Consider the following 21449-nt stretch of genomic DNA (forward strand, 5'->3'; position numbering starts at 1 on the left):
ATGAGCGATCTTTTTTCAGAATTTCAAGAAGCTGACCAGCAAGCATGGCTTAAGTTGGTGGGGCAGGAATTGAAAATTCCTCTTGAGCCATATGAATTAACTAAAGGAGTGTTTGCCAATCCATTCGTTGGCAACAAGGTAGATTTACCATTACCCAAAATTAATAAAAGAACGGTGGGCTGGACGATCTTCCAGCATATACAAGGCAGTTCTTCTTTTGAGTTAAATAACAAAATTTTAGAAGCCCTCGAAGGCGGAGCATCAGGAATTAGCCTCTTAATTGACTCCGAGGATTTTGATTTTGAATTAGTTTTTAAGAATGTTTTTTTATCCTTTATTCTAGTTCGGTTTAGTTTTTCAGATGATTTTTTTAGATCAAATACATTTTTTGAGAATTTAGGAAAATTTGTCATTGGTAAAGAGCCTAATTTCATATTTGAAGGTTTGACCAAAGATGAAGCCCAAAAAGCAAGTGGTTTTGGAAAGATTGAACTCTCGTGCAAAAAAGAGGGTATTTTGGTTGAAAACCTTTCAGACATACTAAGAGAGGCTGAGCGTTTGGTTTTTCATGAAAGTTATGATGTGATCATAAGTTTACCAGCTCAAGAAAACTTCTATCTGAATATTGCCCAACACAAAGCCCTAAAAATTATTTGGGGAAAAATTGCGGAGGCCTATGGCCATCCTGAAAAAGAACTTTTGGTTTATTCAAACCTAAAATTCAGCCATTCTGATCCAAATTCTCAGGTGATTGCCGCCACACAACAGACTGCTTCCTCGGTTTTTGGAGGTACTGATGCGGTTTTGATGCAAAACATACCTTTCGATACCGAAAAATATCCCGAAAGCTTTGTTGCCAGAATCACTCGGAATATTCAAAATGTACTATGGAACGAGAGTTTTTTATATCGAGTAAATGATCCTTCGAAGGGCAGTTATTTCATAGACGACCTTTGCCAAAAAATGATAAATGAAGTTTGGACCTTATTTATAAAAGATAAATGAAGAAAATATTAGTCGCCAATAGGGGAGAGATAGCCCTCAGAATTATGCGAACCATCAAAAAGATGGGCATAAAGACAGTGGCAGTGTATTCTGAGCCTGATGTGCAAGCCTTACATGTAAGATTTGCCGACGAGGCGGTTTGTTTGGGCGAAGCAGCATCCAGCAAGTCGTATTTGGATATGGACAAAATCATCCGATTTGCCAAAGAACTTGGTGTGGATGGAATTCACCCAGGCTATGGTTTTTTAAGTGAAAATGCCATTTTTGCTGAAAAAGTGACCAACGCGGGCATCACCTTCATCGGCCCAGAGCCAGATTCCATAACTCTGATGGGTTCTAAATTGGCAGCTAAGGATTGTGTAAAAAAATATGACATTCCGATGGTTCCGGGAACTGATACGGCCATCACGGACATACCCGAAGCACAAAAAATCGCGGCCAGTATTGGTTTTCCGATACTCATAAAAGCCTCGGCGGGCGGTGGTGGAAAAGGAATGCGGGTTGTAGAAAAAGCGGAGGATTTTGTGGAACAAATGGACCGAGCGATATCTGAGGCGAAATCTGCTTTTGGAGATGGTTCGGTTTTTATAGAAAAATATGTAGGGTCTCCGAGGCACATAGAAGTACAGGTTTTGGGAGACAAACACGGCAATATTGTCCATCTTTTTGAGCGTGAATGTAGCATTCAACGTCGCCATCAAAAAGTGATTGAAGAGGCACCCTCTGGTATTTTAACGCCCGAAATAAGACAAAAGATAGGTGAAGCAGCAGTGAAAGTGGCCAAATCTTGTAATTATGTGGGAGCCGGAACGGTGGAATTCCTTTTAGACGAAAATCTGAATTTCTATTTCTTGGAAATGAATACCCGACTACAAGTGGAACATCCTGTTACTGAATATATTACGGGTATAGATTTAGTAGAAGAACAAATAAAAATAGCCCGAGGAGAAAAACTTTCTTTCAGTCAGGAAGACTTGAAAATCAAGGGCCATGCCATGGAATTGCGGGTTTATGCCGAGGATCCATTGAATGACTTTTTACCATCAATCGGGCAAATTACCAAATATGAAAGGCCTGAAGGAGAGGGTATTAGGCTAGACGATGCTTACGAAGAAGGTATGGAGATTCCGATTTATTATGACCCTATGATAGCCAAATTGGTGACTTACGGAAAAGACCGCATAGAGGCTATTGAGAAAATGAAAGAAGCCATAAAGGCCTATAAGATTGAAGGTTTTGCCACCACTTTGCCATTTGGTTTGTTTGTGATGGATCACAAGGCATTCCGCTCTGCTCAATTTGATACGCATTTTGTGAAGAATTATTTCTCGAAAGAACATGCCCAAGATTGGCAAAAAGCCAAGGCAAGAAATGCGGCACTTTTGGCTTTGGCACATTGGAACGCAAACCAGAGCAAACTGAAAGTCTCAGAAATTGAAAATTCCAATTGGAAAAAGAGATGAAAAGGCCAGATTTTTCAAAAATAACCTTCGATTCGGTTTCAGAAATTCCAAATGCTGATTCAAAAGTCTATGCCACAGCAGAGGGTATTGTGGTATTAAGTGATTTTCCTGCGAGGAGACAATCCCACCAAGGTTTTTTGTCTGGCATTGCTCCCTTTTTAGGTGGGCCATACGCCAGTATGTATCTCAACAAACCTTGGACCATCCGACAATATGCTGGTTTTTCGACCGCCCAAGAAAGTAATGCTTTTTACAGAAAAAACTTGGCCCAAGGTCAAAAAGGTCTCTCTGTGGCGTTTGATTTGGCCACCCATCGAGGCTATGATTCTGACCACCCACGTGTAGCTGGAGATGTCGGCATGGCTGGTGTAGCCATTGATTCTGTGGAGGATATGAAAATTCTTTTTGACCAGATTCCGCTGGATCAAATGTCGGTTTCGATGACTATGAACGGTGCGGTTATTCCAGTTTTGGCCTTTTTTATTGTAGCTGCTGAAGAGCAAGGGGTAGCAATGGAAAAGCTCTCAGGAACCATTCAAAATGACATTTTGAAGGAATTTATGGTTCGGAACACTTATATTTATCCTCCTAAACCCTCGATGAGAATCATTGCAGATATTTTTGAATTTACCTCAAAAAATATCCCGAAATTCAATTCCATTAGCATCAGTGGCTATCACATGCATGAGGCCGGGGCTCCTGCACATGTGGAGTTGGCCTATACGCTGGCCGATGGATTAGAGTATCTGAAAATTGGCGTTGAAAAAGGATTAGATATCGACGATTTTGCTCCTAGACTTTCATTTTTCTGGGGTATTGGGATGAATTTCTTCATGGAAATAGCCAAAATGCGAGCAGCGAGGCTGATTTGGGCAAAAATTGTGAAAAGATTTAATCCAAAAAACCAGAAATCGTTAGCCTTACGGACGCATTGTCAAACTTCTGGGTGGAGTTTAACAGCACAAGATCCATTTAATAATATTGCCCGCACTACCATTGAAGCCATGGCGGCGGTTTTTGGGGGAACACAATCTTTACATACCAACTCTTTAGACGAGGCCATTGCACTTCCGACGGATTTTTCAGCCAAAATTGCCAGGGACACCCAAAAATACTTACAGTCCGAGGAGGCAGGCATCACCAAAGCCATAGATCCTTGGGCAGGCTCACACTATGTAGAATATTTGACAGCGGAATTGGTACAAAAAGCGTGGGAATTGATAGAAGAGACAGAAGCTGTCGGTGGAATGGCCAATGCCATAGAAAAGGGAATTCCAAAATTAAAAATAGAAGAAGCTGCAACCAGAAAACAGGCGGCCATTGATAGCGGAACTGAGATAATAGTCGGTGTAAACCAATTTTTGGTAGAAGAAGAAGTGGCACTGAGTACACTAGAGGTAGATAACGAGGCCGTAAGAAATGGGCAAATTGCATGGATAAACAAAATAAAGGCTTCAAGAAATAGCGAAAAAGCCCAAGCCGCTTTGAATGAAATTACCGAAATAGCCAAGACTGGGAAGGGTAATTTATTGGAAAAAGCCATTATCGCTGCAAGAGAAAGGTGTACTTTAGGAGAAATTTCTGACGCCATGGAAGTGGTTTTTGGAAGATATAAAGCTGATATTCAATCTGTAAAAGGGGTGTATTCTAAGGCTATGCAAGACAATAAAGTTTTTGAAGAAGCTCAAAAGTTGAGCGATGAATTTCTGGAATTGGACGGTCGCCGGCCGAGGATTTTGGTGGCGAAATTGGGCCAAGATGGTCATGATCGAGGAGCTAAAGTAATTGCCACAGGTTTTGCGGACATCGGTTTTGACGTAGACATAGGTCCTTTGTTTCAAACGCCACAAGAGGCTGCCAGTCAGGCTATTGAGAATGACGTACACGTGGTTGGAATTAGTTCCTTGGCCGCTGGTCATAAGACTTTGGTTCCAGAAGTTATTAAAGCTTTGAAGGATTTAGGAAGACCAGACATTATGGTAGTTGTAGGTGGTGTTATTCCTCCTCAGGACTATGATTTTTTATATAAAAATGGAGTAGTGGCGGTTTTTGGGCCGGGAACACCCATTGCTAATGCTGGAAAAGAAATTATTGAAATATTGATGAAAGATTGAGTTTTTAAACGCAAAGACGCTAAGTTTTCGCAAAGTACACGAAGTTTTTCTTTTAAAACTTTGCGGAAATCTCTTAGAACTTTGCGTTTAAATGAATTTTAGAAACAAATATTATGACGAATAAAGTAGAAACATTACAGAAAAAATTGGCCGAAGCCGCACTTGGCGGTGGTCAGAATAGGATAGATGCTCAGCACAAAAAAGGCAAACTTTCAGCAAGGGAAAGAGTAGAATTGCTTTTGGATGAAGGTTCTTTTGAAGAAATTGGAGCTTTGGTCACCCACCGAACCAAAGATTTCGACATGGAAAATCAGATTTTCTTGGGTGATGGTGTTGTTACGGGTTATGGAACTGTAAACGGTAGACTGATTTACGTTTTTTCGCAAGATTTTACGGTTTTTGGTGGTTCATTGTCCGAAACTCATGCCGAGAAAATCTGTAAAATAATGGATATGGCCATGAAAACGGGGGCTCCTGTTATAGGTTTGAACGATTCTGGTGGTGCTCGTATTCAGGAAGGTGTACGTTCTTTGGGTGGTTATGCCGATATTTTTTACCGAAATGTACGTGCTTCAGGTGCGATTCCACAAATTTCTGCCATCATGGGACCATGTGCCGGTGGGGCGGTTTATTCGCCCGCCATCACAGATTTTGTGATGATGGTGGAAAATACCAGTTATATGTTTGTTACTGGTCCGAATGTCGTAAAAACCGTTACCAATGAGGAAGTTAGTTCTGAAGAATTGGGAGGAGCCATGACGCACGCTACAAAGTCTGGAGTTACCCATTTGACTTCAGCTAACGATTTTGAATGTATTCAACAAATCAAGCAACTGTTGAGTTACATTCCCCAAAACTGTGAAGAAACACCAGCTAAATTACCTTATGAATTAGGGGATGAAATCAGAGAAGTTTTAGAAACCATTGTTCCCGAAAATGCCAATCAACCTTACGACATGCGAGAGGTGATCTCGGGTATTTGTGATACAGAATCATTCATGGAAATTCATAAAGATTATGCGGAGAATATCGTAGTAGGTTTTGCAAGATTAGCAGGAAGAAGCGTGGGAATTGTGGCGAACCAGCCTATTAGTTTGGCAGGAGTTTTGGATATTGAAAGTTCGAAAAAAGCAGCACGATTTACACGTTTTTGTGATTGTTTCAATATTCCTTTGGTGGTTTTGGTGGACGTGCCAGGCTTCTTACCAGGCACTGATCAAGAATGGAAAGGAATCATCACCAATGGAGCCAAATTGCTTTACGCTCTCAGTGAAGCCACAGTGCCAAGAGTAACCGTAATCACAAGAAAAGCCTACGGCGGTGCTTATGATGTAATGAACTCGAAGCACATAGGGGCAGACATGAACTTCGCATGGCCGGGGGCTGAGATAGCCGTGATGGGAGCGAAAGGGGCCTCTGAAATCATATTTAAAAAAGAAATTTCAGAAGCAGCCGACCCAGCAGCCAAATTGGTAGAGAAGGAAGCCGAGTACGCCAAACTATTTGCAAACCCTTACACAGCAGCTGAGAGAGGATTTATAGACGAAGTGATAGAACCACGTTTCACCCGAAGAAAACTAATAAAGGCTTTCGCCATGCTCGAAAACAAAGTGGATCATTTGCCTAAGAAAAAGCACGGAAATATTCCGTTGTGAGGGTAATATGGTTTACATTTACGCTTGGGTTATTTTTCATTAGTTCTGAGATAATGTAGTCAACGCAACAATTAGTACAAATAATTGTGGATTGAATTTATCATTTCCGATAAACTTCCCTAAGATTTATTAAATTCGACAATTAAAGGAGTCTAATATTTAGTCTTCCTTATTTGTTAAAATAGTTAACTGATTTTTATTTTGCAATCATGTCTACGAGATGTTTTTGAAAGTTTTTTTCTTTCAAAAACGTATCAGCTTGGTTGAACTACCAATTGGTTAAATTACCAAAGACGTACTGCTAAAATACATAAGAAGACAGTGATCTAAACCTAAACTTGAAAACTGTAAAAGCTGCACCTTCGCTTGCTATTTTCATTTTCAAGAAATACTCCTACAATTTAGAGAACTTAACATTTACTTTTCACGCAGCCAATAGTTTTCTATTCAACAAGTTCTAGAATTTATATTAGACGCCGCTTGAAGTTTTGTTTTTTCAAAATTGACTAATTGGTGTAGAAATTTGAATTGTAACAAGTTTTTTTAACAAATCCTATGAACTTAGATTATTTTGTCATTAATTTCGACCAATAAACTTCATCTTTAAACAATTAACCTCTTTTCTTAATCATTTCATTAATTATCTATAACCAATTAATTTTCAATTCTATGTTTAAAAATTTACTAGTATTTTTCATGCTGGTGGGTGTAACTGCGTTTGGACAAGAAGTTCAAATTTCGGGAACTGTCACAGCAAAAGACGACGCTTCTCCTTTGCCGGGCGTAAGTATCTATGCCAAAGGGACAAAAAAAGGGGTTACCTCAGATGCGAATGGCAAGTATAGCCTAAGTGTATCAAAAGGCAGCCAAGTGATTTTTTCTTATGTGGGATTTGAGCCCACTACCGTTACGGTTGGTAGTCAGAGTATTATCAACGTTCAATTAGAAACTGGAGCGAATGTTTTAGAGGAAGTAATAGCTACTGCTTTCGGTACCGCAAAGAAGGCTTCTTTCACTGGCTCGTCTGCAGTAATTAACGCCGATGCCATTGCCACGAGGCCAGTCACGTCTGTACTTCAGGTTTTGGCTGGTGCTGCACCGGGTATTCAATCCAACATGGGTAGTGGTCAGCCAGGAGCTAGCCCGAATATCAGAGTTAGGGGTTTTGGTTCGGTATCTGCATCGAATAATCCACTTTATGTAGTCGATGGTATGCCTTTAGGTGTAAACATTAACAATATAAATCCTAGTGATATTGAGTCAGTTACCGTACTAAAAGATGCTGCTTCTACAGCCTTGTATGGTGCAAGGGCCGCTAATGGTGTTGTTTTGATAACCACCAAAAAGGGTAAAGATGGTAAGAATAATATAGACCTATCTTATACTAAAGGAAATAACTCTAGGGGAATTCCAGAGTATGAAAGGGTAGGGGCAGCAGACTACTACACTTTGATGTGGGAGGCAAATAGAAACAGTTTGGCTTACAGACAAACTAACCCTGTAGCCTTAGCAACAGCCGGAACTACTGCCACTAACGGCTTAGGTGCTTTGGTTGGATACAATGTATTCGATGTTCCTTTTAATCAGCTTGTAAGTCCTGAGGGTGTATTCAATCCAAACGCCAAAATGATTTATGATGCGGAAGAAATGAACTGGGAAAAACCTCTGATTGCTCCAAATTCAAGAGATGAAATGAATCTTAAGTTCTCGGGTGGAGCTAACAAATCTGACTACTTAATATCGCTTGGTTATTTGAGTGATAAGGGCTTTTTGGTAAACTCTGACTTCAAAAGATATACGTTAAGACTTAATGTTAATACGCAGTTGAAACCTTTCTTCAAGACGGGTCTTAACGTAAACGGTGGTCTAACGGATTCTAATTCTGGTCAAGATGGAACAAATACGGCATTTGTTAATCCTTTCTTTTTCTCTAGAAATATGGCCCCTATTTATCCTGTTTATGCTATAAATCCTGCTGCACCGGGTCAGTTTTTGTTAGATGCAGATGGAAAGAGAATATATGATATCGGTAACATGTCTGCATTGGGGCTTCCAAATAGGTCGCAATATGCTGGTAGACACAATGTTTACGAAACACTTTTGAATAAAAACTTCTTCAAAAGAACCAATGTAGGTGCAAGAGCTTATGTGGAGTTTACATTTCTGAAAAACTTTAAGTTTACCTCAAATCTCGGTACAGATATTTCAATCGTGAACTCCAGGTCGTTTGGAAACCCGATTGTGGGTGACGGTGCTCCTGCTGGCTCAGGCAGTAATGAATTTGAGAACTCTACAGTGGTTAACTTTAACCAATTGTTAAATTATAATAACAATTTCGGTAAACATAATGTGGACGTCATCTTAGGTCATGAAAGTTATGATGAAAAAGATAATAGACTTAGAGGTTCAAGAACAGGTCAAGTGTTGGACGGAAACATTGAACTTATAAACTTTACCACCACTACTAACTTGGATTCTCGTGCAAGAGATAGAAGAGTGGAAGGGTATTTCTCAAGAGCTACCTACGATTTTGATGAGAAATATATAGTTACGCTCTCTGCAAGGAGAGATGGCTCGAGTAAGTTTAATCAGGCTGTAAGATGGGGTAATTTCTACTCAATTGGAACCGCTTGGAGAATTGACCAAGAGAAATTTATGGAGAGTTTGCCTTTTATCAGCAATTTGAAATTAAGAGCTAACTTTGGAGAAACTGGAAATGATGAGGATATAAATATTTACGCATGGCAACCCACTTACAGTTTGAGCTTTAATAACGCCACAGAGCCTGGTATTTTACAAGGTAGTCTTGGAAATCTTGACTTAGTGTGGGAAAAAAGTACAGCGGCTGATTTAGGACTTGAGGCCGGATTTTTAGATGATAAAATTAATGCAAGTGTTGAGGTATTCCAACGTACTTCTTCTAATCTACTATTTAACGTTCCTTTGCCAGTATCATCTGGTGTAGCCAGCCAAACTAGAAACATTGGTACCATGTACAACAAAGGTATTGAAATGGCTGCCTCTGCTGTCGTTTATAAGAAAAATGACTTTAGTATAGTTGTATCAGGAAATGCTACATCTTTTATCAACAGGTTTACAAAATTACCAGCAGAAACTCCGGTAATAGTAACAGGAACCAAAAGATATGAAGAAGGTAGAGACATACAAAATTACTGGTTAAGAGAATATATGGGAGTTAATCCAGCAACAGGAGAAGCTTTGTATAGAGCTGCGGCATTGGTACCAGCCAACTCATTTGTTAGAGAAAACGGCGATACAGTTACAACTAATATCAGTAATGCAAGATTCATAAATGCAGGTTCTGCCATACCGAAATTCAACGGAGGTTTTGGCACATCCATCGGTTATAAAGGTTTCGAACTTTCTGGTCAATTTATATACCAAGTAGGTGGTAAAGTTTATGATGGTGCTTATGCTGGAATCATGGGTTCAGGATATCACAATGCAAAGAGTGTTGACATATTGAAAAGATGGCAAAAACCAGGCGATATTACAGATGTGCCACGTATGGATGCCTCAAGGACTTCAGACTTTGACGCCGCCTCAACTCGATGGTTATTAGATGCGACCTATTTTGCTCTTAGAAATGTTAACTTGTCCTACACTGTTCCAACCAAATGGGCCTCTAAAATCAAATCACGGGGAGTTTCATTCTATGTAAGTGGTGAAAACCTTGCGTTCTTTGGTAAACGTAAAGGAACCAATATTCAGCAAGATTTTTCTGGTGTAACTTCTAATACTTACCCAGGTGCAAGATCAATTGTATTTGGTACTAGTTTAGGTTTTTAATTTTAAAATTTACGAAAACAATGAAAAAAAGAATAATAACTATATTGTCGACTATCCTGCTGGTATTCAATTTTACTGCTTGTAGTGATGATTTCCTGAATACCGTACCCACAGAATCTGTTGATGCGGCCTCTGCATATGCTACTACTAAAAATGCCTCAGCGGCTATCAATGGTATTTACCGTTCACTGGTTGTTAGATATTTGGGTTCTCAAGGTCATTTCGGTCATCCTGCCGTGATGCTTATCATGGATCATTTGGGTGAAGATCTAATTCAAGGTGCTGCCTCGGCAAGTTGGCACGTGGCTGAAACACGATGGGTTGCTCATAGAACAGACAATACCGTTGGTGTACGACTTCCTTATGAAATGTACTACAGGGTAATTTCCAATACCAATGTGGCCATTGAGAATATTCCAAATGCGGTAGGAACTCAGGCACAAAAAGATCAAGTTTTAGGAGAAGCCCTTGGTTTAAGAGCATGGTCTTATTTTAACCTTATACAGCTTTATGGAAAGAGATACAATGCTGCAGCTAAGCCAAATAGCTCGCCAGGTGTGCCTCTTGTGTTAAAACCAACTGTAGAAGGATTGCCAAGAGCTACTGTTGAGGAGGTATATGCCCAAATCAATAAGGACCTTGAAGAAGCGGCTAAGATTTTGGGTACAGCACGTACCTATAAGTCGCACATTAATCTCGATGTAATTAAAGGTATTCAGGCTCGCGTTGCCTTAACGCAGCAAAACTGGGAGGCTGCGGCTAAGTTTGCCAATGAGGCACGCAAGTCGTACCCTTTAATGAATGAGGCTACCTATCAAGACGGATTTTCCAATATATCCAACTCAGAGTGGATGTGGGGATTTGACCACTTAGAAGACCAATCGGAGTTTTTTGGTGCTTATCATTCTTATGTTTCTTGTAACTACAACTCCACTGTAATCAGAACATATCCCAAAGTAATCAATAGCAAACTTTATGATCAAATCCCAACTACGGATGTAAGATCAAAAATGTGGATTAAAGCTCCAACTGCGGCAAATGCTGTAACTCCTCCGGGTGGAATTAGACCTCCTTATTTGAATCAAAAATTCAGATTACCGGGTACACCTTCTACTTCTACCATGGGTGATATTCCGTATATGAGGTCTTCTGAAATGGTACTAATAGAGGCCGAGGCTCTTGCCCGTCAAGGAAAAGACGCAGAGGCTGCTAAAGTACTTCAGGAGCTAGTTGTTAAAAGAGACGCTTCGGCGGTATTGAGCACCAATACGGGAGAAAAACTTATTGATCAGATCATGTTTAATCGTAGGATAGAACTTTGGGGTGAAGGATTCAGATTCTTAGACCTTAAGAGAACCAATTCACCATTGAACCGTAATGGAGCTAATCATATTGCAGCTATCACAACCATATATGATGTTCCTGCTGAGGATAAAATGTGGGAGTGGTTGATTCCAAGAGCTGAATTGGATGCTAACAAGGCAGTGGTTCAAAACCCGCTTTAATTGCTTAATAATTTTATTTTTCAAAAAAGAGGTTGCCTGGGCGACCTCTTTTTTTTGATGTTGAGTTCTTATTTTTTAACCCAAAAATCTCATTAGAAATTCTGGCGAAATAAAATTATGTCAAGTATTTACCGAATTTATTTGCTATTATTCTCGGCACAATTGAAATGAATTCAATATGATTAGATTTTAAAGATATAGACCGTTGGAGTTAAACTAAATGTTGCCTCAACCCTCCACAATCTCCTTAGTAGGGTCAATAAAGAACCAAAGTGCCGAGGCTACAATCAGACAGCCCGCAATCAGAAAAAGTGGATAATTGAAATTCCCGGTTTGTTGAACAATGGTACCGAAAATAATGGTGATGAAAAATCCGCCCATTTGTCCTGCGAAGTTCATGGCTCCAGTCACTGTTCCGGCGTTTCTTTTGCCGATATCTACACAAACCGCAAATGCAACTGGTAGTGTTAGATCTTTCAGAAACACACAAAGTGCTAGTAAATAGCCTGCCAGTTGATTGTCAGTGGTCACGCCAGCACCCAAAAAACAAATGCTTGAAAGTCCAAGGCCTGCTACCCCAACAATTCTTCTTCCTAATTTTAAACCCAACTTTTTACTCAAAAAATCACTTGCAAATCCACCTACTATGCAGCCAATGGCTCCTAGAAAATAAGAGAGCGAAATGAAGTTTTTGGTTTGATCCTCTGTCATCATTCGGCCTTCTTGGAAATACGTCGACGACCAATTGGTAAAGAAATAGGAAGCGTAAAAAAACAAATGACACATAATCATCAATAGCCAAATGTTTGGATTCTTGATGATGGTTTTCCAGTGAATTTTATGAGAAATCGGGGCGTTTTTTCTGGCAGTTTCTATTTCTTCTATTTCTTTTTCCGTAATGCCTTTGTGCTCAGATGGATTATCTCTGAACCAATAATACCAGGCTGCTGCCCAAATACTCCCTACAACTCCAAGAATGAAAAAAGCCATCCTCCAACCCACCAAATGAACAAGAGGAATTACCAAAAGTGGGGTCAGAGCCCCACCAATTCGTCCTGCAGCCCATATTACCGACTGTGCACGGCCAACTTCTACAGCCGGGAACCAGCGAGCGATGGCTATGGAGGCGTTTGGGTAGGCTCCAGCTTCGCCCATTCCAAATAAAAACCTGACAATGAGTAAGTAAACAAAGCCAAAAGCCGTACCAGTTAAAGCCGTAAAACCTGACCACCAAAGTACTACTCTTGTTAGTACTTTTCTAGGGCCTATTCTATCACCGAGAATACCTGTTGGTAGTTCAAACAATGCATAAGCCAACGAAAATGCCCCAAGAATATACCCAAAAGATTGATTGTCAAGGTCAAGGTCTTCTTTTACATACTTACTCACAACGTTCATACAAACTCTATCCAAAAACGTGATGATAGATAGTAAGAACAAGAAAAAGAGGACTTTGTGGCGTATTTTCATGGTTTTAGGGCATAAGGTTTTCCAAATTTAAAAAGCTTTTCTCCAAAACCATTACAAAATATTTGAACCAGTTAAAATTTTGATTTTAACCCTTCATTTCTTTCATCAAATCCATGAGCACATCTATCCATTTTTCGGTGAGTTCTCGTTTTGGGTTGGTGTCCCAACTTCCGTCTATGCCGTTGCCTCCCAAATAGATGCCGTCTTTTCTGGTAATAAAATATGCACCCTTTGTCGCTAATTTATAATTGACCTCATTTTGTGGAATCAAACAAGCCAGTTGACCCGAAATGGGCATTAATTCTTCGTCATTAAAAACACTTTTGGCACCCAGCCCCATGCAGTTTACCACTACCTTTTCGGGTAAAGCGTCTATATCTTCCAAAGTTTTGATGTCATGTATTTTCAACTTGCCTCCTCTAAGCAGGAAGTTGTTCAGGTGAAAATTGAGATAACTCGGAATATTAAAAATCATGTTGCTCCTTTTTCTTACATAATCGGCCTTAAAGGGATGGTTTTTCTTGTCCATTAACACCCATTCAGGTGCCAAGCCTTCTAAATGAAAGATTTCTCCGCCTCCATTTCCGTCTGTGGTGTTGGGTATCGATTTATGCACTACGTAGTCGTCGCACCAACTCACTATATCTTCCATACCCAATAGCATCTGTAATCTACGAAATGAAAATCTGGTGGCTTCTTCCCATTTTTTTTCGAATTCTGGTGTAGATTTAGACTTATCACAAACCCTCGATGCGGGCGACCAAGTTCCGGTGGCGAGATTTGAAGTAATGTTGGGCGGTACGTCTTTGGTATAGATGGTTACCTCGTATCCACTTTCTTGGAGTAAAGTTGCGGTGGCTATTCCCACCGTTCCGGCTCCCAAAAGGGCGATTTTTTTGTCGGGTTGTTCCATTACCAGTTTTCTGGCTAGGTGTCCAGTTCCCCATGACAAGGACCAGCCGCTTCCACCGTGGCCATAATTGTGCACGATGGTTTTATTGCCCAATATCTGTTTTTCAATTCTTGGTCCAGACGCTCTGAATGGTCGCAAACCCACGGTTTCTTTTATGATTCGGTCTTTTGAGAGCTTGAGTTTCGGTATAAATTGGTAACCTCTGTTAATATTGTAATTTTTGTCTCCATAAAGTATGGGACCTGTTGCACAAGAGGTGAGTAATTGGCTCGAAATGGCTGCACTGCCCAATGCAGCATTGATAAAAAAGTCTCTTCTTTTCATAATTTATTCTTTGGTTAGTTTGAATGTATTTCAAATTAGTGTGAAAATTCTTGTTTTCGAAATTTTAAAATACTATTTTAATCTTCTGATTATAAACTATTTATAATTTATTTGAAAAGAAAAACTAAATATCAATATAATGCAAAAAGACAAAGTGTTTAATCTGTTTCTGTCAGTGATTTTACTAATTTTGACAAAAGAAATTTCTGCCCAAAAGGTAGAGTTAATTGGGCCAGAGAGCAGTATCATCTCCAATGCAGCTATAATTCCTGAGGGGAAGAAACTTTATTTTTCGAGTGGGCTGACGGCCTCTGCCCTAAATGCCAGTTTGCCAGAGGGGGATTATGCCAAATATGGAGACACCAAAGCCCAGGCCTTGTCAATTTTAGAAAAATTTAAAACTTCCTTGGCTGAAAAAGGACTAAAAATGGCAGATGTATTTTCTATGAGGGTTTATCTCACACCAGATGTGAAGACGGGTGCTTATGATTTTGATGGATGGAATGCGGCCTATAAACAGTATTTTGGTACAACGGAAAATCCTAATAAACCAGTCAGAGCGACCTTGGGTGTTTCGGCTCTGGTGAACAGATTTAAGTTTATAGAGATAGAAATAGTGGCTGCTTATCCTTGATAATCAGCATTATTTTTCTGCCGGTAAAGAATCTATCCAGTCAGAAATGAGTTTGACGCCCTCTTTGTGAACACTCACACGGCCAATTTCGGGCATCATAATGCCAGGATGCGTGCTGTTCATGCGGTAAGTAAGGATAGATTCTGAGCTTTTTCCTGAATAAATATCGTATTTGAACGTTCCAGCCCCGATTCCCGCAGCCACTGGTGATTTTTTTACTCCCCAGTGATAAGGGTCGGTTTCTTCGAAATTGAGCCTTAAACCCGAACTAGCCGCCGGACCGTAGGTACTGTGGCAATGGCCGCAATTAACATCCAGATAAGACCTCGCTTTGGTATCCAGATTGGCTGACGCATCGTTGATAGATTTTAGTCCATTTATTTTGCTTTTATCAGGCAAACTACTCAAATAGCCTACTTCCACCCATTTATCCAGCTGATTTTTCTTTTCTGAGCCATAGCTTATTTCGTGATTGAGCTGTTTGGTTTTTGGGCCAATTGGACTAAAGGTACCGTTTCGGTTATGGCAGCTTTTGCACTGGTTTTTATTCGGCATAGCGTATTTTATACTATGCATTTCTCCTTTTTCGTCTTTCCACGAAACAGGAATCACTCCGCCTATGGACTTGTAGTCAGCATCTTGTTGGTCGTCTGCCCATTTGTAAGGAAAGGCCTCCCATTTGTTGTCCTTTTTAACTAAAAGCCTGGTTTCTAAGATTCTTTTATTTCCTTTTGGCTTAGAAAAGTCTGCGGGGTAATAAAAGTTTTTGACAATAATGGTGTGTTCAGGGAAGTCAAGTGGTTTATCTTGGTCATTGATGTCAAAGTTAGCCCTTGATCCTTTAGGCATCCACACAAAGCGACTTTTATGAGCATAGTCTGTAAATAGTGATGCTGCTGGTTCATACAATAAAACCCCTTCGTTGGCTTCCAAATTGGCTAAATCACCTTTGAAAAAACCATATTCCGAGAGTTTTTTATAGGGCAACTTTTCAAAGTCTATTTCAGAAGGTATTTTACTTTGTTTCATCTTAAAACAGGAAACTCCAATCCAGATGAACAAGGCAAAAATGGTAAGTTTTTTTACAGAATTCATAAATTTCAGATACCTTTTACATCCGTTTTTACTTCAACTTTGCATTTGTTGAAATTTTCCAAATCGCTTACTACTGCTATGTCCATGATACCTCCTTTGTCAGGAATCACGAATCTTGTAAAGCGAAAATCAGTCGATTTTTCGCTTATACAGATATTCATTGGGTTTTTGGTGGGGTCTTTACCTACTTTCTCATCTATGATTCCGTCATATATTAAATCTTGTGGTTTGCGACACTTGGCTGTTATGAGTTTTCCAAAATCTTTGGACATATCAGGAATAGCCATTTTACGTTCGAAAGTGTTGTCATGAAAGTAAATATCACTTGAGTAAGGCGACCAGCCCGGGTGGTTGGGTACTTTGAGTTCGGTGATTTGATAATCCAGAATGGCTACACCGGTGGTTTTGTGGTTAATGATTTGGTTTTCATATACTTCCACATTTTTTCCAGCCATGATAATTACACCGCTTCCAGGAGGAATCATCGTGATGGGATTGCCATTTTCCGAAGCAACACCTTGTGCAAAATTGTCGTGATTGTTATCTTTTATTAGGTTTTTATACACTTTGGTATTTACTCCAAATGCCTTTGGAAGACCTGGAAGATTGAAAACCAGAATCCCTGAAGTGTTGTTAATTGCTCTGTTGTTGTATACCTCGGCATTATCGGAGTTTTCGATTTCTATTCCAGCCACATTCTCAAAAACATAGTTGTTTCTAACGATTATGTTCTCAGATTGTCCTACATATATGCCTGCGTCGCGAGAGTGCGATACCTCACATTCCTCTATCAAAACATTCTTACATTGAACCGGATAAATACCATAGGTTCCACTTTTCGCTAGGTCAGAATGTGTCCAGGTAGTATTTACTCTTCTGAAGGTTAGGCCAGTACACTTTTGTGTTTTTATGTCATCTCCAGGTGCATCCATCACCGTAAAATCTTCCAATGTTATATTATTTCCTGCTATTTTCATGCCCTCACCACCTGTACTGAGGTTTTTGAAAGATATTACCGTTTTATACATTCCAGCACCTTTCACGGTAATATTGTTCAAGCTATCAAGGATAAGTTGCGTGTTCATATCATAAAAACCTTCAGGGATTTCTATGACGTCGCCATCTTTAGCGTCAATGAATTGGGTTAACAAGGTTTCTATATCAGCTTCGGAGGCTTTCTTTAAACTGGTTATGTCAAGTTTCGAGCTGGTCTTTTCACTCGAATTACAGGAAACCAAAAGAAAAGAGAAGAGAGCTGCAATAAGTAAATTTTTCATTTTGAGAGGGGTTAAATAGAAATCGCACAAATCTATTTCAAAAATTACTTATTTAATATTGACATAAGTCAAAATTAGGACTTTTTGGCTCTGATTCGGCTTAAAGTTTCGTTTGAAACGCCCAAATAGCTGGCAATGTAGTGAAGTGGAACCCTGTTGTAAATCCACATTCTATCCTTCTGAAGTTTTTCAAAACGCTCATTAGCAGTGAGATAGTGAAAGTCATAATGGTATGTTTCGGTGCTCAAGAGATATTTCTCAGTTACTATTCTACCCATTCGCTCTAAGGTATGAAATTTGGCATAAAGCTCATCTAAAGCAGGTTTCTCAATATAAAAACCCTTGGAGTCTTCTAATGCCTGAAGGCCTGTGTGGCTTCCTTTGGAGTAAACTAAACTGGACAAAGAGACAACTATATCTCCTTCGAATCCGAACCAAACCGTGATTTCTTTCTGATCTTTGTCAAGTATAAACTCTCTGATGGCTCCCTGCATCAAAAAATAAATTTTATCGCATACATCACCTTTTTTCAGAAGAAATTCTCTTTTTTTAGCAGTAAATGGGGTTAGGCACGAGGAAATCGCCTCTTCCTCGGTTTTGCCGAAAGGAAAAATGGCTTTGAGATTGTCAATCAGTTGGTTTTTGGCTGTTTCCAGTTATTTGGTCATTTATTTGATTTCAATATAGAAACATTTTTTGAGAAAAATGTAATTTTATCTACCAAAAAACTCAATGACGGCTTGTTGTCCAGCAGTCATCATCATTTGTTTTTCATGGTCAGGTACTTTTCTAACTCGGGCACTCAATCCGTTGTCGTTTATATAGATAGTTCTTTCTAAGTCCCTTACGTTTGGGGCGTTTACATTTCGCATCATGAGACCGCCCAAAGCATCCATGTAGGAATTCAAATCACTTATGTTTTGCGTGGCGGCACCATCTTTTTTTGCCATCAGGTGGTCTATTTGAACACATTTTTCAAGTCTAAGTCCGATGGTTTGTTCATTAAAAATCTCATCTTCACCAGTACTATTGACATATTTTGCTTTATCAAAAATATCAATCGGGTAGTTGAGCATCAGCCCTCCATCAACAAAAAGGCTGCATTTTTTGTTGTTTGATGGCTCTTCATAAACAGTGCCTTCTTCATCAATCCAAATGCTTTTGTAGTAAAGAGGAATAGACATAGAAATTCTTACCGCATCAGCTATTCGCATTTTCGGGTAAGTTTCGTGAGAAAAAACAACCAAGGTTTGGTCAGTGAGGTTAGTTCCAGTCACATATAAATCTCGAAAAGGTGTAGCTTCGGCTAAACGGTGAAGCTCCTCAAATGTCAGATTGGCATTTCCAGTTCTTTGGAATATCACATTTTCCATTGTTTTCAAAAAGCTTTCTCCTTTGAACCAACCGTATTCTTTGAATAGCCTTTTGGTGCCTTTTGCCACAAAACCATCATCATTGAAGGTTTCTATTGGAGTTTGATTTACGATTTCTATGATTTCCTTTGGCGAATAACCCACTGATAATAAGCACGCTTGAATAGCTCCGGCAGAAGTTCCAGCTACTCGAGTAATGTTTTGTAAAATACCTTTTTTCTCAAGTTCTAAAAGTGCTCCACCGTAGGCAATTCCTTTTATTCCACCACCTTCCATCACGAGATTTCGATAGGTGGTTTTTTGGGAAATGGAGGTTTTAAATATTAAAAGTGTTAGAAAAAATGTGATGATTATTTTCATTATAAGTGATCCTGATGATAAAAAAACAACTTCAGGAATTGCTAAATATTGTTTAAATGCCACGGATTAATGCCAAAAAGATCAAATTAGTGGTATTTTTGCATAGGCAAATAAACCGCCAAAAATGAAATTTAGTATCATTACAGTTTGCTATAATAGCATAAATACCATTGAGCACACCATTCAGAGTGTTTTAAATCAGACCTTTACGGATTTTGAATATATTGTGGTTGATGGTGGTTCGAAAGACGGCACTGTGGAGGTTTTGGAGAAATATAAAGATAGAATTAGATATATTTCTGAGAAGGATAAGGGGATTTATGATGCCATGAATAAAGGGCTCAAAATGGCTGAAGGCGAGATCATAGGTATGATTGGTTCGGATGACTTTTACCCTTCAAATGATGTTTTGGAAGCGGTTTCAGCTGGTTTTGATACCTATAAAACTGACGCCATTTATGGAGATAAGCAGTTTGTAAACCCCGACAATATTGATAAAATAGTGCGTTATTGGACGGTTGGTGAATACAAAAAAGAGTACTGGCTCAAAGGCTTTATGCCACCACATCTTTCGTTTTACGTTAAAAAATCATGTTATGAAAAGTTCGGAAATTACCGTACGGACTTTACCTGTTCGGCAGATTATGAGTTGATGTTGAGGATGTTGTACAAAAACAACGTTTCGGCCCATTATATTCCCAAAGTATTGATGACCATGAGAAATGGTGGGACAAGCACTGCCTCTTGGAAACACAGATGGGTGGCCAATCAAGAGGATAGAAAAGCATGGAAAGTGAACGGACTCACACCTAAGTGGTATACACTTTGGTGGAAACCATTGTCTAAGATTGTTCAGCTTTTTAGGGATAAATAATTTTTTAATTTTTTTTAACCAATTTAGAATTTCTAAATAATGAGAATAGTAATACTGACACAAGACGATCCATTTTATCTAGGGAAAAACATTGATTTTTTAGTTAAAAACATGCCAAGCTATGCTCAAATAGTAGGAACTGTACTCTTTGAAGTTTCACCATTTGGCAAAAGGGAGACGTTTTTTGAGAAAATGAAAAAGACTTACGATATATTTGGTCTTAAGTTTTTCGCATATTACAGTTACAAGTTTATCAAATCAAAATTCGATTCAGGTAATTCTGTGGCCAAAGTATTGCGTAAGTACGATATTCCTCTTATTCAGATTGAAGGTGGAATAAACAATAAAGAAAATAGAGAAATTCTTAAAACTTATCAACCCGACTTATTGGTATCTATAGGTGGAAATCAGATTTTTAAAAGACCTTTATTGGACTTGGCAACTTATGGATGTGTAAACCTTCATACTGCCCTTTTACCCAAATACAGAGGTTTGATGCCTTCGTTTTGGGTATTGAAAAACAACGAGAAATACACTGGTGTTTCCGTGTTCTTTGTTGACGAAGGTATAGATTCTGGTCCTATTTTGGTACAGAAAAAAGTAGAAATTGGGGATAGAAGTCAAGAAGAATTGATAAATCATACAAAGCAAATTGGTATGGAATGTATCATAGAGTCCGTGGAATTGATACAGAAGGGCGGTTTTAAATTAATTCCTAATCCAGCAGAGGAAATGACCTATTTCAGTTTTCCGACCAGAAAAGATGTGAACGAGTTTTACAAAGCTGGAAAACGTTTTTTTTAATTAATGACCAAAAAAATAGAATTCAAATAATTATTTAGGTGCTATGTTGAATTAAGTGGGTAAGATAAAATTTGTTTCTGATATTTGTTCAATGAATAGTGAACAAATATTTCAATTGGCTTTAGGTTTAAATGAGCCGTGGTATGTTTCAAAAGTAGAGTTTTTGGATGGGGATTATCAAAAAGAGCTTCATTTAACGATTGACTACAAAGTTGGATTTTTTATTGATAAGACTGGCAAGAGTACTGTACATGATAGAGTAGATAGGAAGTGGCGGCACCAGAATTTTTTTGAGCATAAGTGTTACCTACATTGTAAAATACCACGTGTAAAAACTGTTGAGAATAAGGTTGAACAAGTCTCAGTACCGTGGGCACGGGAAGGTAGTGGTTTTACACTTCTGTTTGAGGCATTTAGTATGTTGTTAATAGAGCAAGAAATGCCAGTCAACAAGGTAGGCAAAGTGATTGGAGTTTACCCCAATCGCATCTGGAATATCTTTAATTATTGGCTTGGAATTGCTTATTGTGGTGCAGATCATAGTGATATTTCAACATTGGGAATAGACGAGACAAGTTCTAAAAAGGGGCATGATTATATAACCGTTGCGGTGGATATGAAAACTTCAAGGGTAGTACATGCAACTGAGGGCAAGGGAGCAGACACCATTACGAAAATAGCTGATTATCTGGAAACTAAAGGTACCCAGAGACAGAATATCAAGCAAGTTTGTATAGACTTATCACCCTCTTTTATCAGTGGTGTGGAGTCAG

General features: G+C 39.1%; 16 protein-coding genes. 10 read left to right on the top strand and 6 right to left on the bottom strand.

All coding sequences use genetic code 11. The features are described from left to right. The 6 genes from EGI31_RS05905 to EGI31_RS05930 all read left to right on the top strand — a co-directional run bounded on the left by EGI31_RS05905 (window position 1) and on the right by EGI31_RS05930 (window position 11552). Window positions 1–1005, top strand: a complete 1005-nt coding sequence (locus EGI31_RS05905; protein ID WP_255036258.1) for a methylmalonyl-CoA mutase family protein — start codon at window positions 1–3, stop codon at window positions 1003–1005. Further along, a complete protein-coding gene (gene accC / locus EGI31_RS05910; protein ID WP_255036259.1) occupies window positions 1002–2468 on the top strand; it encodes an acetyl-CoA carboxylase biotin carboxylase subunit in 1467 nt (488 codons plus the stop codon). The genes EGI31_RS05905 and accC overlap by 4 nt, the downstream gene beginning before the upstream one ends. Next, on the top strand, window positions 2465–4582 hold the full coding sequence (scpA, locus tag EGI31_RS05915) for a methylmalonyl-CoA mutase (protein ID WP_255036260.1): 2118 nt from the start codon (window positions 2465–2467) through the stop codon (window positions 4580–4582). Before accC ends, scpA begins: the two co-directional genes overlap by 4 nt. 113 nt (window positions 4583–4695) lie before the next feature. After that, on the top strand, window positions 4696–6237 hold the full coding sequence (locus EGI31_RS05920; RefSeq protein ID WP_255036262.1) for an acyl-CoA carboxylase subunit beta: 1542 nt from the start codon (window positions 4696–4698) through the stop codon (window positions 6235–6237). Window positions 6238–6906: 669 nt separating this feature from the next. Continuing rightward, window positions 6907–10047, top strand: a complete 3141-nt coding sequence (locus EGI31_RS05925; protein ID WP_255036263.1) for a SusC/RagA family TonB-linked outer membrane protein — start codon at window positions 6907–6909, stop codon at window positions 10045–10047. 20 nt (window positions 10048–10067) lie between these two features. After that, on the top strand, window positions 10068–11552 hold the full coding sequence (locus EGI31_RS05930; RefSeq protein ID WP_255036264.1) for a RagB/SusD family nutrient uptake outer membrane protein: 1485 nt from the start codon (window positions 10068–10070) through the stop codon (window positions 11550–11552). Window positions 11553–11780: 228 nt separating this feature from the next. Here the strand turns inward: EGI31_RS05930 and EGI31_RS05935 are convergent, their stop codons facing one another. Both EGI31_RS05935 and EGI31_RS05940 read right to left on the bottom strand, forming a co-directional pair. Beyond that, a complete protein-coding gene (locus EGI31_RS05935) occupies window positions 11781–13022 on the bottom strand; it encodes an MFS transporter (protein WP_255036265.1) in 1242 nt (413 codons plus the stop codon). An 85-nt stretch (window positions 13023–13107) separates the two neighbouring features. Next, window positions 13108–14259 (bottom strand): FAD-dependent oxidoreductase, encoded by a 1152-nt coding sequence (locus EGI31_RS05940; RefSeq protein WP_255036266.1) that lies wholly within the window; start codon window positions 14257–14259, stop codon window positions 13108–13110. A gap of 139 nt (window positions 14260–14398) precedes the next feature. On the opposite strand from EGI31_RS05940, the gene EGI31_RS05945 reads away from it, so the two are divergent. Next, entirely contained in the window at window positions 14399–14893 is a 495-nt protein-coding gene (locus EGI31_RS05945) for a RidA family protein (protein ID WP_255036268.1), read from the top strand. 9 nt (window positions 14894–14902) lie between these two features. Here the strand turns inward: EGI31_RS05945 and EGI31_RS05950 are convergent, their stop codons facing one another. The 4 genes from EGI31_RS05950 to EGI31_RS05965 form a co-directional block, all read right to left on the bottom strand. Then, complete coding sequence (locus EGI31_RS05950) at window positions 14903–15988, bottom strand: SO2930 family diheme c-type cytochrome (RefSeq protein ID WP_255036269.1); 1086 nt, start codon at window positions 15986–15988, stop codon at window positions 14903–14905. 5 nt (window positions 15989–15993) lie between these two features. Next, window positions 15994–17265: a parallel beta-helix domain-containing protein gene (locus EGI31_RS05955; RefSeq protein WP_255036270.1), complete on the bottom strand. Its 1272-nt coding sequence runs from the start codon at window positions 17263–17265 to the stop codon at window positions 15994–15996. Between the two features lie 74 nt (window positions 17266–17339). Further along, the gene (locus tag EGI31_RS05960; RefSeq protein ID WP_310586174.1) at window positions 17340–17921 is read right to left on the bottom strand and encodes a Crp/Fnr family transcriptional regulator; all 582 of its coding nucleotides are present in this window, start codon (window positions 17919–17921) and stop codon (window positions 17340–17342) included. Between the two features lie 57 nt (window positions 17922–17978). Beyond that, window positions 17979–18998, bottom strand: coding sequence for a patatin-like phospholipase family protein (locus EGI31_RS05965; RefSeq protein ID WP_255036271.1), 1020 nt, complete (start codon window positions 18996–18998; stop codon window positions 17979–17981). Between the two features lie 124 nt (window positions 18999–19122). On the opposite strand from EGI31_RS05965, the gene EGI31_RS05970 reads away from it, so the two are divergent. From EGI31_RS05970 to EGI31_RS05980, 3 genes are all read left to right on the top strand, one after another. Then, complete coding sequence (locus tag EGI31_RS05970) at window positions 19123–19872, top strand: glycosyltransferase family 2 protein (RefSeq protein WP_255036272.1); 750 nt, start codon at window positions 19123–19125, stop codon at window positions 19870–19872. 39 nt (window positions 19873–19911) lie between these two features. Further along, complete coding sequence (locus tag EGI31_RS05975; protein ID WP_255036273.1) at window positions 19912–20676, top strand: methionyl-tRNA formyltransferase; 765 nt, start codon at window positions 19912–19914, stop codon at window positions 20674–20676. Between the two features lie 91 nt (window positions 20677–20767). Next, window positions 20768–21449: transposase (locus tag EGI31_RS05980; RefSeq protein ID WP_255036274.1), on the top strand; the 682-nt coding region annotated here is incomplete at its 3' end.

This window comes from Lacihabitans soyangensis, from assembly GCF_024343775.1.
GTDB classification, from domain to species: Bacteria; Bacteroidota; Bacteroidia; order Cytophagales; family Spirosomataceae; genus Leadbetterella; species Leadbetterella soyangensis.